Origin of the sequence: Moorena sp. SIO1G6, from assembly GCF_010672795.1 — a bacterium.
In the GTDB taxonomy this organism is placed as follows: Bacteria; Cyanobacteriota; Cyanobacteriia; order Cyanobacteriales; family Coleofasciculaceae; genus Moorena; species Moorena producens.
Genome location: NZ_JAAHFZ010000004.1, coordinates 67,515 through 84,454 on the forward strand (window position 1 = coordinate 67,515; position 16,940 = coordinate 84,454).

Genomic DNA, 16,940 nt, shown 5'->3' on the forward strand with positions numbered 1-16,940 from the left:
AGACGGGCGGGCAGGATGCCGACTCTACTGAGATGGAATAGAGCTGCGGGCAGGATGCCCACTCTACTGAGATGGAATAGACGGGCGGGCAGGATGCCCACTCTACTGATATTGATCACACGGGCGGGCAGGATGCCGACTCTACTGAGATGGAATAGAGCTGCGGGCAGGATGCCCACTCTACTGAGATGGAATAGAGCTGCGGGCAGGATGCCCACTCTACTGAGATGGAATAGAGCTGCGGGCAGGATGCCCACTCTACTTCTGACTTCAGACTTCTGACTTCTGACTTCTTAGAAATGCTATAATCTATGAGGTTTTATATGAAGATTGATAAATCCAGGGTGCTTTAAATAAGTCTATTTTTTGAATAACTATTGTAGAGCAGTTGATGGCAATGGCTGACAATACATCTGATGGCCAAGTAGACTTTCTCTTAGAGGTGCTACAAGCAATTGCAGACAGTAATGGTGATCAGCAGGTAGTTGAGAAATTACTGGCAGCAAATATCGACAAACTTAATCAGACCTTAGCAGATAAATTGCGGGATTCGGCAACAAGTAAGCTGGCCGAAGCGAAACCAGATCAAGCCAAATCCCTAAGCGCAGATATTGTTGAATTTAGCAAAATAGTAGCAAAATTACCTTTGGGTGACAAAGCCAGCAATATCGAAATTGCCATCACTGGCTATGAAGTCGCCCTAACTGTTTACACCCGTGAAGATTTTCCTGTTGAATGGGCACAGACTCAAAACAATCTCGGTATTGCTTACTCTGACAGAATAAAAGGTCAGAAAGCACAGAATAGTGAAGAAGCCATAGCTTGTTACCAACAGGCTCTTAGAGTCAGAACCTTTGAGGCATTTCCTTATGATTGGGCACAAACACAAAATAATCTCGGTAATGCTTACTATGACCGCATCAAAGGTGATAAAGCACAGAATATAGAAGAAGCGATCGCTTGTTACCAACAGGCTCTTAGAGTCAGAACCTTTGAGGCTTTTCCTTATGATTGGGCAGTGACACAAAATAATTTCGGTAATGCTTACTCTGACCGAATAAAAGGTGATAAAGCACAGAATATAGAAGAGGCCATCGCTTGTTACCAAGAAGCTCTAATAGTTCATACCTTTGAGGCTTTTCCTTATGATTGGGCATTGACACAAAATAATCTCGGTATTGCTTACTATGACCGAATAAAAGGTGATAAAGCACAGAATATAGAAGAGGCCATCGCTTGTCACCAAGAAGCTCTAAGAGTTAGAACCTTTGAGGAATTTCCTTATGATTGGGCATTGACACAAAATAATCTCGGTTCTGCTTACTCTGACCGAATAAAAGGTGATAAAGCACAGAATATAGAAGAAGCGATCGCTTGTTACCAACAGGCTCTAAGAGTCAGAACCTTTGAGGCTTTTCCTTATGATTGGGCATCGACACAAAATAATCTCGGTAATGCTTACTCTGACCGCATCAAAGGTGATAAAGCACAGAATATAGAAGAAGCGATCGCTTGTTGCCAAGAAGCTCTAAGAGTTTATACCTTTGACGCTTTTCCTTATGATTGGGCAATCACACAAAATAATCTCGGTGTTGCTTACTATCAACGAATAAAAGAGGAGAAAGCAGAGAATATAGAAAATGCCATCGCTTGTTACCAACAGGCTCTTAGAGTCACAACATTTGAGGCTTTTCCGATTGAGTGGGCAAGGACACAAACTAATCTCGGTGCTGCTTACGGTAAGCGAATAAAAGGGGAGAAAGCACAGAATATAGAACAAGCGATCGCTTGTTCCCAACAGGCTCTAAGAGTCAGAAAATTTGAGGCTTTTCCCCAAGAATATCTACATACTAACCATAACCTTGGTTTCGCTTACCGAGATGCTCAAAATTTCCGGGAAGCTTACAAGGCTTTTGATGCTGCCATTAAAACCGTAGAATTCCTGCGAGATGAAATTATTTCTGGTTCTGGAGAAGAAGAATACAAGACTAAACTAGCTGAAAAGAACAACCGAAGCTACCGAGGCATGGTAGAAACTTGCCTAGACTTAACTAATATCACCGCAGCCATTGACTATGTGGAACGGAGCAAAACCCGCAATTTAGTGGAAAAGATTCTCAGCCGTGACCTGAAAACTATTTTTCCTGTAGATGTTGCTACTCAACTACAACAATACAGAGATGAAATAGCGGCAGGTCAGGAGCAAATCCAACAGGGTAAAGCTGACAATCCAAAAGTCCTAGCACAACATATCCAACAGTTGCGACAGCAGCGCAATGATTTACAAGACCACAATTTACCTATCGGTTCTAGGTTTAAGTTTGAGCAATTTCAGCAGAAGCTGGATCACAACACTGCTATTGTAGAGTTTTACATTACAGGGGATAAGCTGCTCACCTTCATCTTTAGCGGTCAAACTCAAAAACCTATAGTTTGGCAATCTGAACCACAAGACTTCAAAAAACTGGTAAATTGGACAAATAAGTATTTACGAGATTACAAAGCTTATAGAATCAATAAAGATAATTATAATTGGCAAAATGACCGGGAGCATGCCAATTTAGCAAATCCATGCCTCAAAGTAACGAGAAGACTAGGGTTTCAAAGCATAATTGAAAGTGTTATGCGCAAAAATGGGATGCTCCCAAATGACCTGAGTAACCGCCTACATGAGTTGGCTGATATTCTATCCATTGATCACATAATTCAGCAAATTCCCGAAAAATGCGATCGCTTAATTTTAATCCCCCATCGGTTTTTACATTTATTCCCCCTTCATGCCTTACCGATTACCAGTAAGCAGGGAGAAGGTAACCCTAAAATTCTGATGGATCGCTTTCCAGCAGGGGTAAGTTACGCCCCTAGCTGTCAACTACTGCAACTTGTTCAAACCAGAAAACGCCCAGAAGAGTTTACCCACCTGTTTGCAGTTCAAAATTCCGCTGATAATTTACATTACACTCCTATCGAAGTAGACGTAGTTAAAGGCTACTTCAATCCCCCACCAGATACAGAAATTCTTGTGGAAAACGCTGCTACCAAAGCTGCTATAGATAGCAAAGCTTTCAACAGTTACCACTGTTTACATTTTAGCTGTCACGGTTACTTTAATTACCAAGAACCACGAAAATCCGCTCTAATTCTGGCCAATGCCCATAAATCGACCTCTGCTGAACCCAATTCGGAGCGCTATTTACGGATAAGTGAGGAGGAAGTATTTGACCTAGAGAAATGTCTGACTATCGATCAAGTCTTTGACCTACAATTAAAACAATGTCGCCTGGTCACCCTTTCTGCTTGTGAAACAGGATTGATTGATTACACCAACATCAGCGATGAATACATTGGGTTACCCAGTGGTTTCCTAGTGGCGGGGAGTCCAGCAGTGGTTAGTAGCTTGTGGAAGGTAAACGATTTATCGACAGCATTGTTAATGATTAAATTTTATGATAATTTGCTAAACTCCCAAATGTCCTTAGCAGTTGCTCTTAACCAAGCCCAACTCTGGCTGCGGGATGTAACAAAGGAAAATTTATTACTCTGGATTGAAAGCTTATCTATAAAGAGTTATCAAAAGCGGCGTTTGAGTGCTCCCCTTTTGAAGAATGATGATTTTAAGTATCTAAGACCCAGCGATAAGCCTTTTGAAAAACCTTACCATTGGGCAGCATTTTGTGCAATTGGTCAATAGGAGTTAAAACTATGAAACCTGAGATTCAAGAAATAGGAAATTTTATCAAGCTAATCAACAGCCAACCAGATATTTTTTCTGAACAGGATCGTAATGAACTGGAAGCGATAATTACTCCGCTATCTAATCATGATGTGGAGGGACTATTAGATAAGATTGAGAACTGGTGTAAATCTAATCCAGTTATTGACGATGCTCTAAATGTTTTAGTGGGTAGTCAACCAATTCGTGAAAAAGGAATTGGAGGCACTGTCGCCACTCCTGAAGCCAAAGCTGACTATGAAAAGAACGTGAAAGAAGAACTACTCAATGCCCTCCGCAAGAGTTCTACGGAAGAAACCGAAAAACCCAACACTCCCAAAGGCTGATGACTGACAGCGCCTTGCGAATCAAAAACCCCAGCGTCACCCTTTATGCCTTCCATCTGTGCCAAGACTTAAGTCAAGAACCGGGAAAGTTCCGACAGGATGCGGATCAGTTGTGGCAACACTGTGCTCAGCTCAGCGAACCCCTAGCTATCCCAGACCTGAAATCTTTACCTGAAAAAATACCATCCCCTCCCAGCCAAACCGCGATCGCAAGCCGTTACCTAGAACTATTACCTGATCATGGTCGCTTAACCTATACTGCACCACTGCAAATAGAAGGCTCTGCTCTAACAGTAGAGGTCTATCCGGTTAAAATTCATGACACCTATGCCCTTGACCTAACTCTGTATTACCAAAATGTCACCGTTCCAGCCAGTCAATTTAGTCGGTTAAATCCCCAAGGGTGCCTCCTAGCCAGCAATATTCAACCTTCTTTGGGACAAACCTTAGTGCTCTATGGGGAACCAGTGGGCACTCCCGAGGAGGATAGAAAGTTAGCCGATGCCTGTGTGGATGCTTTTTTCCAGGGAACCGACCAAAAACCCGAACTTAGCGCATCTGGGCACTTATTTGGTAGCCCAATTTTTGCCTATGACAACGGTAAAGAGAAACCAACGGAGCAATGTCACCTTCTGGTCTGGTTAAACCGTCACCCAGAAACCTTAAACCTGGTTGAAAAGACGTCTTTGTCATTGTTCAATCTATTGTGCTGTCGCAGTAAAATCCTGTTTGCTTATGATCAAGCCCGTTGGTGTTATCGCCAAACTAGAGGACTCTATGGGCAACTCGAAGAAGAGGTTAAAGGCTTCAAGGAATTGCCAAGGGATCCAGAAACAAGGCTAGAGCAACTGAAGCAGAAACTGACTGAGATGCCACTAAAGACCTTTGACTATGCTGGTTATCTGCGAGACATGGAGGATCACAAAACTGCGATCGCTACCAATGCCAGCAACTATGACACATGGCTGAAAAAAATCAGTGAATATAGTCTCGAAGACGATAATATCGAGTTTTTAGAAGACTTCCTCCATCAAAGAACCAAGCAGTTTCAAAATCAGATTCAAACCAACCTCAATTATCTCAAACCGGGTCAGCAACTATTTGACCAGATGCTTGGTAGTATCCGAGGCATTGTAGAAATTGACCAGGCAGAAAGGGATCGCGCTTTGGAAAAAGCCTTAAGAGATAAGGAGAAGGCTGATCAAGCCCGAGAAAAAAGTTTAGAACGTTGGATTGCCTCGGTCGGTATTGGTTTAGGGGTCAGTGGTATTTCTTCCCAAACCGATGCTAAACCTCTAGAAGCGATCTTGATCAAACTAAACCCGAATGTATTGATAGAAAAATGTCCTAGAGCTGAACTCCAGCCTTGCTTGACTTACACTTTCTGGTTTGTGCTATTTCATGTTTTGGTTGGTGTTGGATTTGGTGCGGTCACTGCTTTAATTTTGGGTCGAATTATGCATCGGGGAGGAGGGAACAGGGAATAGGGAGCAGGGAGCAGGGAATAGGGAGCAGGGAGCAGGGAGCAGGGAATAGGGAATAGGGAATAGGGAGTTTTTCTTGCTCAATAAACAGAAAGTTTTTAGCTTGTAGGGTGGGCAAAAACCGTTTGGTTCTTGTGAGAATTATAGAGCCATTAACTTTGCCCACCCTACTTTTAGATCTGGTGGGCAAAAACCGTTTGGTTCTTGTGAGAATTATAGAGCCATTAACTTTGCCCACCCTACTTTTAGATCTGGTGGGCAAATGCCGCGAAGTTTGTTCAACTCAAAACCAACCGTTGTTGCTTGAGTAATTGCTGCTGCTGCCAGAGGGATTCAACTTCTGCCTGTAAGTGAAGGTACTTTACTTGCTGGTCAACCCCATAAACTGATGTCATCAATTTCTTCACCTGGGGGTCAGCAGTGACAACAGAACGGGAATTGCTCTGCCAGTGGGCATTGGATAAATCTGTCATATGATCGGAAGAAGTTAACATCTTTATACTAAGTATTTTTGCTTGCTAAAAACTCCACGTAATTGTATACCAAATTTCCATCACATGCTAACTATACTTGGAACCCCCACACCCCACACCCTACACCCCACGCCCCACACCTGAGGTCTTTGTAAAAAACCTACCCTTATGAGATCTCCCCATCTCCCCACACTTCCCAGCCTCCCTGTAATTATGGGTATTCAACCTGACTTGATATTAATCATTCCACTAAGGAGACAGTCATGATGCAGCCTGTTGTTCTTAACCTAGAGAGAGTCAACCTAAGCGATCAACAATTCCACAATCTATGTCAGGCGAATCAAAATCTACAACTTGAGCGTAATGCCAAAGGAGAGCTAATCATCATGCCACCTGTAGGCGGATGTAGCGGAAATCGAGAAGCAAGTCTAATCAGTCTGTTGTGGTTATGGAATAATCAAACCAAACTAGGTCAAGTGTTTAGCTCCTCAACTATTTTTCGCTTACCCAATGGAGGAGATCGATCCCCTGATGCTGCTTGGATCAGGCTAGACCGTTGGGAAAGTTTAACCCCTGAACAACAGGAGGGATTTCCCCCCATTTGTCCGGACTTTGTAATTGAACTACGGTCTCGCACTGATTCCCTCAAGCCTCTACAGGAAAAGATGCAAGAATATTTGAACAGTGGTTTATGTTTAGGCTGGTTAATTAACCCCCAGAGCAAAGAGGTTGAAATATATCGTCCCAATCAAGCTGTTGAAACTGCTAAATTTCCTGTTACTTTGTCAGGGGAAACTATTCTGCCTAACTTTGAGTTAGCTTTGCCGCTTTAAATGACCTCAGTAGGTTAGTAACTGCGGAATCATCCTTTCTCAAACAATCGGCTTACTCAAGCTAGACAAATCGTCTAGCTCAGTTTGTTCTGGCAACTCATCAAAAATTGTTAGTCTAGTGGGTTTGCAGCGTTTGAGAGTTACTATAATGCCTTGAGCTCCTTCATCTTCTAAGTCTTCAATGTATCCATATTTGGCAGCCTGAGCCTCCTGCTGGTTAACAAAGGGTCCAAAGTAGTAGGTACACTTGGGGGTTTCGGTGATGATTTCCACCCAAAACGCTAACCCTAAGACGTCGAAGATTTTGATTAAGGCTTCTTTCATGAAATCTACCTAGTTTCAAGGATAATCTCTGTTAATTTAATCGGCTTTTAAACCTTTTTATCCTCCATTTACTTTAGTTTTATTGTTTTACAATCTGTTCATTGGAAGTACTATCGATATACAGTAAATCTGACCAACGCTGCCGATAGGTTTCATATAACACCATAGCAGTTGCTGCTGAGGCATTGAGGCTAGGGGTCTTACCCTGTAATGGAATTGAAATTAACATGTCACAGCAGCTTTGTGACCTTAGGCTTAAACCATTCCCCTCTGAACCTATTACTAATACTACTGAACCAGTCAAATCAACTTTGTGTAAAAGTTTACCAGTGCCAGCAGCAGTTCCGTAAATCCAAAAGCCCGCAGTTTTCAACTGCTCTAGGGCATTACTGAGATTGACAACTCTGGCAATAGGAAAGGTTTCTAGAGCTCCTGCTGCCACTTTCCTCACAGTTGAGGTGACACCAACAGCTCGACGTTGGGGTATTACTAAGCCTTGAGCCCCTAGAGCTTCTGCCGTACGAATAATCGCCCCTAAATTTTGAGGATCATTAATGCCATCACAAGCCAATAAAACTGGCTGCTCAGTTGCCCATTTTGCTTTGTCAATTAAGTCATTTAAATCTATGTAGTTGTAAGATGCTATTTGAGCTGCCACACCCTGATGGTTACCACCTTTAGTAATTTGGCTCAGGCGTTTTGGTGCTACTTCATCAATTACTGTACCGTTGGCCTTGGCTTGAACCAGTAAGGAGTGAAAGCGAGGATCGTAACGCAGCTGGGAAATAATCCAAACTCGGTTTAGCTGGTGCTGGTTTTGGAGAGCTGCTATAACTGAATGACGCCCGTAGATTAAGTCACTCTCTTCTTCTGTGCTACTTACAAGTTTTGACTTAGGGTACCCATGCTGCTTCGGCTGAGTTTCCTCGGAGTGATGGGAATGTTTTGCCCGTGGCTTTCTAGAGTGGTAGTTCTTTCGAGGGGGTTTCCCGTTCTTTTGAGAATTGCCTGGGGTCGAAGGAGATAATTTTTTATTCTCACCTTGCCGATCAGAGGACTTCCCTAACTTGATCTGGCCAGAAGCATCAGAGGAGGAATCAGAGGAGGGGTTTTGATTAGCCATAATAGAATAAGGGTTTATGGGCTGTCGAGTTTTAGATGAGCCAATAACTGGGTCAACCGTTGAGTATCAGTAAGGTAGAGGTATCCCAGTAAGGTTTCTAAGCTACTAGCTTGTTGATAGATTTCTCGATTGAGACGCCGGGGGGTCTTTGTGGCAGCATTCCGTCCGCGCCGTAAAACGTCTTTTTCAGAAGCAGTTAGGTAAGGTTCAAGCGATCGCAAAATCTTAGCTTGGCTTTCTGCTCTCACATGAGCCACTACCTGGTTATGATAGTCACAGATTCGCCTCGGTGGTAGCAGATAGTGGGTTCGGATGTAAAGTTCATAAACAGCATCTCCTATATATGCCAAGGATGCTGGGGAAATCTGTTGAATTTTGGCAATTTGATCAACTTTCGCCATGAATTGCCTAAATCGAAACTCTGTCCACAATACTATAGAGTCAGTTCCACCGCCATGGCTATCCTCTTCCAAGGGGTCTAATTGTGCATCTGTTTGAGCCATCTTTGGGGTATCACGGTCTTTTGTTTATTAGAGCAAATTTGACATCCTTCCACAATTTCTGCTTCGAGTATTCAATACATTGACTAAAAGGCAAGTTAATCACACTCAACTCTCACCGATTCCCCACTGCTGAGAAAGTGATGGCGGGTTTTGTCCCCGCCATCACCAACGATTTTGTCATTTACCCTTGACGTTCTCCTCAGCTACCGCCAGAGAATCTTGCAGGGAGAGAAATTTTTCTAGGCGCACTAGTTTCACAGTTTGAGTCACCCGGGGATTGGTCACGACTTGTAGACTTCCTTTAGCAGTTTGAGCTTTCTTTACTAGCTGCACCAAAGCACCCAAACCAGAGCTATCGACAAAATCAATTTTAGATAAGTCCAGAATAATATGCGCTGGACCTTCATCAATACATTTGCCAATAACGTTACGGAGAGTAGATTCCGAAAAGGCATCTAGCAATCCAGTAAGGCGGAAAATTTGATAATTTGACTCGACTTGGCGAGTGCCCCTTAAACTGACTGTAAGGGTTAGTTGTTCAGGAATAACACCCTCCTAGATATAGCTGATAAATATCAATAATTTAATACTTCTACTGTCAAGTTGACTACTGTGACAGTAGATTGATGACTTGGCTACCGTTGATACACGCGCCCTATCACCATACCTTTTTTTGTTGGTTAGCACCTCAAGGGGCTAAAACAACGTCAATATTAGATTATACAACAGTATCAGAGTAATGGGGGTAGGGTAACCGGGTGTAGCGGTAGGGTAAAATTAAGCCAGCCGCAATTGTAACCGATTAATTATAACTGAAGCAGATTTCTTGGTTTGCTGGCAATGCAGGGGTTATTCTATAGCCCCACACCCGCTCACCCTACAGTTGGGGTTTGGCATTGACTATTGGGCGCTATGCTCCTGGGTCGCCGCTACGCGAACGCATCAGCTCGACAAACTGCTGAAATAAATAGTCAGCATCGTGAGGACCAGGACTAGCCTCTGGGTGATACTGTACTGAGAAGAACGGTAAGGATTTGTGACGCAACCCTGCCACAGTGCGGTCATTGAGATTTAGGTGAGTAACTTCCACCTCCGTGCCTAAGGTATCGGGATCAATAGCAAAACCATGGTTTTGGCTAGTAATTTCCACCATTTGCTGCAAACCGGCTGGGTGATTCAAACCTCGGTGACCAAATTTAAGTTTAAAGGTCTGGGCTCCTAGGGCAAGACCAAGAATCTGATGTCCCATGCAGATGCCAAAAATAGGTTGCTGACGCTCCAATAAGGCTTTGGTGGTTGAGATGCCTTCGAGTACTACCGCCGGATCCCCTGGTCCATTGGACAGAAATATCCCATCGGGATTATACTTAGCAATTTCTTCTGGCGGTGTATTAGCAGGGACGACAATTACCCGACAATTGTAGCTCGCTAGACGCTTGAGAATATTACGTTTAATCCCAAAATCGATCGCAACAACTGTCAAAGGCTTGTCCTTTTCCACTCCATCAACCCCAGGACCGAACTCCCAATTGGCTTCCGTAGGATCAGACCATTGGTAAACCTTGTGAGTGCTCACTTCTTTAACTAGATTTAATCCTGCCATACTCGGAGCCCCTTGCACTTCGGACAATAATTCAGCGGAGTCAAGGATTTCTGTGGAAATGGCACCGTTTATCGCACCAATGGAGCGTATTTTGCGGGTTAATGCCCTTGTATCTATGCCGTAAATTCCTGGGATGTTGTGTTCCGCAAGATAATCGGGCAAGGACTGGGTAGAGCGCCAGTTACTGGGCCGGTAGCAGATGTTACGGGCAATTGCCCCTCGGATTTGAGGATGAGCAGATTCTTGATCGGAGGGGTTAACACCAGTATTGCCTAATTCTGGATAGGTGAAGGTCACAATTTGACCGCAGTAGCTGGGGTCTGTCACCACCTCTTGATAACCCGTCATGGCAGTGTTAAACACTACTTCACCAATGGTTGTACCAGTCGCTCCGAAAGACCAGCCTTGGTAAGTTGTGCCATCAGCGAGAACTAGCAGAGCTGGATGAGCCGTTGAGATAGTCATTTTATGTCAAGTAAACCCTTTTCTTTAAGCTTAGGATTGAAGCGAATTTCAGTCTTTACCCCTCGGGATTCTAGCTCATCTTTAATTTTAGCTTCAACTCTCCGAGCAATTTTCTTGAGAATCTTAATTTTTGCTAATTCCTCACTTTGCTCATAGTCTAATTGCTCTGCTTCAGTCATTGTCACTTTAGCATCAATGGGCTGGATCCACAGATTTTCCTGCTCTCCATTTCCCACCGGGATCACACCATTATCTTCAATCCATGCCTTACGAATCGTTTCTAATCGACTCCGGTCAGGTTTTTCAATCGTTTCTACTTTTAGCCAATAGCAGGAGTGATGCTGACGAACTAAATGTTGTTTGATGCTGATATATACATCTCGGGAATAATTCACAAATTTCAGCGTTTTATCTTGGTCAAAAATTGCGTATACACCAATCTTTTTTTGTAAAAATTCTGGTATATTTCCCGTTTCATCCAGATAGGGAATAAATTCTAAATCCTTCAGAGATGGAATTTGATTATCAGAGGTGAGCATGGGATGGGATTAAAAAATAAGATTAAAAACTAAATTTTATTGAAATTTGCGATAAATCCCACACAGGCGACTGGGATTAAAGATTTTGGCTTTGAACATGAAGTTAGGAGGTACATTAATGATGATATAATCATCAGATTCTTGATACTGCTCATATTCCGCTGGCATTCCCTTAGGGGTTGAAGTGGTGTAGGGAACTGGTTTAAACAGTAATTCAGTAAACTCAACCCTTTCAGCTTGAGCCGCTTCAGCTACTTGAGCCAAGAAGTTTTCCCCGGTTAGTAAAGCAAATAACTGGTCTCGGGCTTCTGGAGCTAGGACAAAACTGCTATCGAACTTGTTAATTATCTTGAGGCGAACCATAAGTCAAGGACAATCCCGAATTCTTTAACACAGGGATTATACCTGATCAAGATTCACTCGTGAACAAGACTTCCCTTAAATATACTGCTGAGTTCTGAGTAAGACCTGTCACTGTTCACTAATCCTATAGGATTGCCATAGGAGCACCCACAACGAATGCCCCTACTGTTTTTTTGAAAAAAATGCAGTTAACTATTTACAGTTTACTTTTAACCTTGGCCAATAGGCCACGGGTTCGCTGAAAGCGGGACTTCGTCCATCGCGTTCAACCTTCAACTTAGTTAACCTTCAACCTACCCTATACCGAACCCTAAAGGCGAACAACCTTGGCCAATAGGCCACGGGTTCGCTGAAAGCGGGACTTCGTCCATCGCGTTCAACCTTCAACCTTCAACCTTCAACCTTCAACCTTCAACTTAGTCAACCTTCAACCTTCAACCTTCAACCTTCAACCTCTAAACCTTAAACCTTCAACAGTAAACTTAGTCATCCTTCTGAACCACTTCTGTTCCCCGCTTCCGGATGCGATTCCGCTCCTTGGAGCAATTTCTATCCCCATCTGTGAGTTTATTTTCAAGTTTGCACTGCTCGTAAGTAATTTGGGCAGCGTGGCGTTTTGGCAGTTGAGTCTGTTTTTCTAAAGCTTTGTTAAAAAAATCTAAACTTTCTTCCTCCTGCCCCAGTTTCCGCAAAATTTGTGCTTTAAGGTAAAGTACATCTGGGTTGCTTGGTGTTGTTTCCATTGACCGGTCTACATAGTCTATTGCCTTAGAATATTGCTTTAAATCTCGATATCCTACTGCAATGCCTCGATAGGCTAAATAAGAGGGGAAAGCATAGGTTTCTAACTTGTCAATGGCTTGAGATGGGTCAGAAAATGGTAAATTGACTGCTAACATTAAATCCATGTAGCCTGTAATCAAGTTTAGCTCTGGGTCATTAGGATCAATTTCTTTGGCTTTATCGAGATATTCAAAAACTTTCTGTAATTTAGTCAAGGCGCTGATGGGACCTTCTTTTTCAAAATCGTAAGCACCTTCCAAAAAATAACCGACTGCTGTGTAGAGATTACCCCGCAAGGGATCAGAAGGAATCATTTCCTTAGCCATATCCAGAGTTTTGGTTCCGTAGCTCTTGAAGGTTTCCCAATCTTGATCTAAGTAAGCTAGGGATGATAGCATAGCATAGGTCATGGGTTCTTTAGACTGCCTAGATTCCGATTTTTTTAGATAAGCTTCAGCCTGTTTATAGTTTCCATCCTTGAAGAAGAAGTCAAAAGCATCTTGAACAGTGTCATCAATGTTCCGAGGATTACTGTCGCGAAAGGGGTCAGCTGCCAAGGTGGGCATTCCCCATAAACCGATTAATACAACTGCTGTGCTGACACAAGCTTTAACTATCTGTTGTGGTGCTCGAAACCGTTGGTTCATCGTCATTCTGGCAATATTAAAAATATATGCTACTAACCTCAGTACTGACGTTGCACTTGATGCCAGGTTCCATAGTACGGGAAGTTGGGGCATAAGATAGTAAGGGACTTGCATGTAAAAAAAATACCAATTAAAGTAGGGTGGGCAAAGTTATCTTATCTATAAGACTCATTTGAACCAAAATGTTTTTGCCCACCCTACAAGCTAAAATCTGGTATTTTATTTTTTGGCTACTCCCTAAGTAAGCATATGCGCTACGCGCACGCTACGCGAACAGCAGTCAGCAGTCAGCCGTCAGCCATTCCCGTAGCGTGGCCATTCCCGTAGCGTGCCCCAAAGGCCAAAGGCTAATAGCTGATAGCTAATAGCTGATAGCTGATAGCTGATAGCTGATAGCTGATAGCTGATAGCTGATAGCTGATAGCTGATAGCTGATAGCTGATAGCTGATAGCTGAGTGGTTAGGATAGTAATGTTTATAAAATCTTGAAACCTCCGGAGTCTTGGAAGAGGGGAAGGAGTGGGCAAAACGTAATGCTATATCTTAGAGACTTAACGTATCATCCACCAGCTAGCTCCACCCCGATCTTGAAGGGTCTGAATCTAGAGCTAGCACCACAAGAATTGGGACTAGTGATTGGTGTTAGTGGTTCTGGTAAAAGCACATTATTGGAAATTTTGGCAGGATTAGCTCAGCCCACTGCAGGAAAAATCTTTTGGGGAGAAACCGAACTGACAAACGACCACCTACCACAACTAGCAGGATTAGTGTTTCAGTTTCCAGAACGGCATTTCTGTGGTAAGACTATCCTGGAAGAATTGCGGATGGGACATCCAGAGTTGGGGTCAGAAAGGGTTTATGATGCTTTGGGGGAAGTGGGACTGGCTGATTTTCCCTTGCATACCTCACCCCATGCTATGAGTGGTGGTCAGCAGCGACGCCTTGCTCTAGCAGTACAACTGATTCGTCAACCCCATATTCTGATGTTGGATGAACCAACAGCTGGATTAGACTGGTCTATGCGAAGACAGTTAGTCAATCTGCTGGCAAAACTCAAAACCCATTGGACACTCCTAGTGGTGACTCACGATGCTAAGGATTTACTGCCTATTGCTGACCGTTGCTGGACTCTTAAGCAAGGGGAATTAAAAGCCGTTGATCTAGCTAGTGCTTAGTGGTGAGTATTGAGTACTTTAGGAAAGGGAACAGGGAATAGGGAACAGGGAATAGGGAGTAGGGAGTAGGGAGTAAGACAAAAAAATTATCACAATTCATTTACGTACCCTATTTAGAAATTAAAAATTATAGCAGTCGAAGCAAAGCTTATGACATCTTTATTTTCCCTGCTCCCTGCTGCCTGCTCCCTGCTGCCTGTACACTAAAATAGTATGTCCGAAACTATAGTTATATTGCTATAAAAAATGACAAATGACCAAAATATTTTATTGCTGCCACAGATGACAGAGGTTTGGCAAGAAACTCTAAATTGGCAGCCAGAACCAGAACAACAACAGTTGTTTCAGAAACTCTATGAAGGGATTTTGTCAGGCAATCGTCAGTTGAATTTAACTCGGATTACCGCTGCCGAGGACTTTTGGGAAAAGCATCTGTGGGATTCTTTGGTAGGATTGGCTCCTATATGGCAATCTGTAACTCCAGGACAGAGAATTATTGATATTGGAACGGGGGCTGGATTTCCGGGATTACCAGTTGCGATCGCATTTCCTAATACTGCTATTACTTTACTCGATTCCACTCGCAAAAAAATTACCTTTCTCGAAACGTTAATCCCCCAGTTGGAAATTAATAATGTTAAAACCGTAGTTGGCAGAGCAGAAGCCATTGGACAGAAGCAACAGCATCGACACTCCTACGATATTGCTCTAGTTCGTGCTGTTAGTGCCCCTTCTGTTTGTGCTGAATATGCTCTACCACTTCTAAAACAGGGAGGTTTGGCAATTCTCTATCGTGGTCATTGGACAGATGAAGAAACCGAAGCTTTACAGCCAGCGGTAAAAAAATTGGGTGGAAAGATTGAATCAGTTGAAAAATTTACTACGCCTTTGAGTGATAGTGTTCGTCATTGTTTGTTGTTGAAAGTATTATCACCGACGGTAGCTAAGTTTCCCCGTGCTGTAGGATTACCAGCACAAGAACCTTTGAATTAGAAGATATAACAGTTCTCAATTCGGTGAGGTACCTTGTACTGGCTGTTAGGGAATAGGGAGTAGGAATCCTCCCTTGCCCCCTCAGCCTAATCAAACAACGACGAAGCTAGCCTCGCTCAGAGAAGTAGTATTTACTCCGTTGAGACTAGCTAAGATCTCATCTCCAAAGCGGATCTCACTGCCTTGGAACGATAGCTGACCGAAAGTGAGGTCAGCCCCCAGACCAATCAAGTCAATGCCACTCTCAAAGTCCACAATGGTATCGATCCCTTCACCTACAGCTATCACAAAGGTATCAATGCCGTTACCACCGGAAAAGTCATCTCCGGTCAGGGTGTCATTGCCGAGACCACCACGTAAGAAGTCATCCCCATCATTCCCCCAGAGTTGGTCATTGCCTGTACCCCCCAAGAGGGTATCATCACCTGCCTTACCACCGATACGGTCATTATCTGCACCGCCATCAATGAAATCATTACCACCAGCAGTACCAGTTTGGGCACTGCAGCGATTGAGGTCTCCCCGCAGCACATCATTACCGTCTTTGCCAAAGATTTTGTCATTACCAAAACCTCCTGCTATGGTATCATTACCATCTGCACCATTAATATAGTCGTTACCGCTATCCCCCTCGATCTGATCATTGCCAGCCTCGCCAAATATGATGTTATCGAAAACATCAATGCTAACCAGTTCAGGAGAAGCCTCTAGTTCCCCTGCCTGATCAAGTTCTTCGATCAATACCAGACCAATGCCTGGAGCATAGTATTTGAACTCCTGGACGTCCGGCTCTAGAGCTGTCGATTCAAGGGTTTGCAGAACATTATCAAAGTTGCCAAAATTAGTTGAGAGGGACTCTTCTAAACTGATCACTTCAGCTTCGTCTTCAGCCACTCCCACGGAAAATTCCTGGTAATAATTGTCGCCAACTTGAGGATTTGCTTCCATGATGAAACCGGGTAAAGCTCCACTTACACCAGCTTCCCAAGAGCCATCATTATTGGTGCCAACTAGATTACCGGCTTGATCGTACTCAAAGTTGGTTGCGATTTCACCTAAATACCAGACATTACCATCTGTGTCCTGGGCGTACCAGTCGAAGGTATCTTCAACCAGAACATTGTTAACATATTCAATATCTCTGACAACTTGAGTGGTGACACCGAGAATAGTTTTGGTGTCAAAGGTGACAAAGGTTTCATTTCGCTCCAGCTCTACCTCTCCAGTTTCGTCATTGATCTTTTCTAGCTCATAGGTGTAGACAGTTCCTGGATTTAGAGGGAAGTAGGGGTTATCGATAGAGGTTCCTGGCTTAAAGGTTGCACTAATGAAATTGGGCAGTGTTGTGTCACCCAAATCTTGTGTGTTGGTGAGGTCAGATGCTTCTTGATCTTCGAGGTCTAGGGCATCCTTGAGCTCTTCGAGGTCTTCCTCAAGCTCTTCGATTTCGTCATCAAGCTCTTCGATTTCTTCGATCAGGTCTTCGATCTCGGTTTCCTCGGCTTCGTCCTCGATGTCTTCCAAGTCTTCTTCAAGGTCTTCCAGGTCTTCCTCAAGCTCTTCGATTTCTTCC

17 protein-coding genes are annotated in these 16,940 nt (G+C 43.5%); 6 read left to right on the forward strand and 11 right to left on the reverse strand.

Annotation, left to right across the window (positions count from 1 at the left end):
* Positions 1–391 precede the first annotated feature (391 nt).
* Genes F6K63_RS05530 through F6K63_RS05540 form a run of 3 tightly spaced genes read left to right on the forward strand, consistent with a single transcriptional unit; the run spans position 392 to position 5,546 of the window.
* Entirely contained in the window at positions 392–3,691 is a 3,300-nt protein-coding gene (locus F6K63_RS05530) for a CHAT domain-containing protein (protein ID WP_287311175.1), read from the forward strand.
* Between the two features lie 11 nt (positions 3,692–3,702).
* Positions 3,703–4,059: a hypothetical protein gene (locus tag F6K63_RS05535; RefSeq protein WP_008179790.1), complete on the forward strand. Its 357-nt coding sequence runs from the start codon at positions 3,703–3,705 to the stop codon at positions 4,057–4,059.
* On the forward strand, positions 4,059–5,546 hold the full coding sequence (locus F6K63_RS05540) for a hypothetical protein (RefSeq protein WP_287311177.1): 1,488 nt from the start codon (positions 4,059–4,061) through the stop codon (positions 5,544–5,546). Before F6K63_RS05535 ends, F6K63_RS05540 begins: the two co-directional genes overlap by 1 nt.
* Here F6K63_RS05540 and F6K63_RS05545 read toward each other — a convergent pair.
* The gene (locus tag F6K63_RS05545; protein ID WP_287311179.1) at positions 5,515–5,805 is read right to left on the reverse strand and encodes a hypothetical protein; all 291 of its coding nucleotides are present in this window, start codon (positions 5,803–5,805) and stop codon (positions 5,515–5,517) included. The two genes, F6K63_RS05540 and F6K63_RS05545, sit on opposite strands and share 32 nt — an antisense overlap.
* A gap of 16 nt (positions 5,806–5,821) precedes the next feature.
* Positions 5,822–6,016 carry a hypothetical protein gene (locus tag F6K63_RS05550; protein WP_008179787.1) on the reverse strand — a complete coding sequence of 65 codons (195 nt, stop codon included), beginning with the start codon at positions 6,014–6,016 and terminating at the stop codon, positions 5,822–5,824.
* Positions 6,017–6,282: 266 nt separating this feature from the next.
* Between F6K63_RS05550 and F6K63_RS05555 the strand changes: the two genes are divergently transcribed.
* On the forward strand, positions 6,283–6,849 hold the full coding sequence (locus F6K63_RS05555; RefSeq protein ID WP_044492281.1) for a Uma2 family endonuclease: 567 nt from the start codon (positions 6,283–6,285) through the stop codon (positions 6,847–6,849).
* A gap of 39 nt (positions 6,850–6,888) precedes the next feature.
* Here F6K63_RS05555 and F6K63_RS05560 read toward each other — a convergent pair whose 3' ends face one another.
* The 8 genes from F6K63_RS05560 to F6K63_RS05595 form a co-directional block, all read right to left on the reverse strand.
* Positions 6,889–7,173, reverse strand: a complete 285-nt coding sequence (locus tag F6K63_RS05560; protein WP_008179783.1) for a DUF1816 domain-containing protein — start codon at positions 7,171–7,173, stop codon at positions 6,889–6,891.
* A gap of 79 nt (positions 7,174–7,252) precedes the next feature.
* Positions 7,253–8,296, reverse strand: coding sequence for a 23S rRNA (guanosine(2251)-2'-O)-methyltransferase RlmB (rlmB, locus tag F6K63_RS05565; RefSeq protein WP_008179781.1), 1,044 nt, complete (start codon positions 8,294–8,296; stop codon positions 7,253–7,255).
* Between the two features lie 14 nt (positions 8,297–8,310).
* A complete protein-coding gene (locus tag F6K63_RS05570; RefSeq protein ID WP_008179779.1) occupies positions 8,311–8,799 on the reverse strand; it encodes a Mini-ribonuclease 3 in 489 nt (162 codons plus the stop codon).
* A gap of 177 nt (positions 8,800–8,976) precedes the next feature.
* On the reverse strand, positions 8,977–9,345 hold the full coding sequence (locus tag F6K63_RS05575; protein ID WP_044492280.1) for an STAS domain-containing protein: 369 nt from the start codon (positions 9,343–9,345) through the stop codon (positions 8,977–8,979).
* Between the two features lie 364 nt (positions 9,346–9,709).
* Positions 9,710–10,867: a glutamine-hydrolyzing carbamoyl-phosphate synthase small subunit gene (carA, locus tag F6K63_RS05580; protein ID WP_008179774.1), complete on the reverse strand. Its 1,158-nt coding sequence runs from the start codon at positions 10,865–10,867 to the stop codon at positions 9,710–9,712.
* The gene (locus tag F6K63_RS05585) at positions 10,864–11,406 is read right to left on the reverse strand and encodes a GIY-YIG nuclease family protein (protein WP_008179772.1); all 543 of its coding nucleotides are present in this window, start codon (positions 11,404–11,406) and stop codon (positions 10,864–10,866) included. Before F6K63_RS05585 ends, carA begins: the two co-directional genes overlap by 4 nt.
* Before the next feature lie 36 nt (positions 11,407–11,442).
* Positions 11,443–11,769 (reverse strand): hypothetical protein, encoded by a 327-nt coding sequence (locus F6K63_RS05590; protein WP_008179770.1) that lies wholly within the window; start codon positions 11,767–11,769, stop codon positions 11,443–11,445.
* A 482-nt stretch (positions 11,770–12,251) separates the two neighbouring features.
* On the reverse strand, positions 12,252–13,199 hold the full coding sequence (locus F6K63_RS05595; protein WP_287311181.1) for a Sll0314/Alr1548 family TPR repeat-containing protein: 948 nt from the start codon (positions 13,197–13,199) through the stop codon (positions 12,252–12,254).
* Positions 13,200–13,732: 533 nt separating this feature from the next.
* On the opposite strand from F6K63_RS05595, the gene F6K63_RS05600 reads away from it, so the two are divergent.
* Both F6K63_RS05600 and rsmG read left to right on the forward strand, forming a co-directional pair.
* On the forward strand, positions 13,733–14,374 hold the full coding sequence (locus F6K63_RS05600) for an ABC transporter ATP-binding protein (protein ID WP_287311183.1): 642 nt from the start codon (positions 13,733–13,735) through the stop codon (positions 14,372–14,374).
* Positions 14,375–14,620: 246 nt separating this feature from the next.
* The gene (gene rsmG, locus F6K63_RS05605) at positions 14,621–15,367 is read left to right on the forward strand and encodes a 16S rRNA (guanine(527)-N(7))-methyltransferase RsmG (protein WP_287311185.1); all 747 of its coding nucleotides are present in this window, start codon (positions 14,621–14,623) and stop codon (positions 15,365–15,367) included.
* A 90-nt stretch (positions 15,368–15,457) separates the two neighbouring features.
* Here rsmG and F6K63_RS05610 read toward each other — a convergent pair.
* The coding region (locus F6K63_RS05610; protein WP_287311187.1) for a calcium-binding protein at positions 15,458–16,940 on the reverse strand (1,483 nt) is incomplete at its 5' end.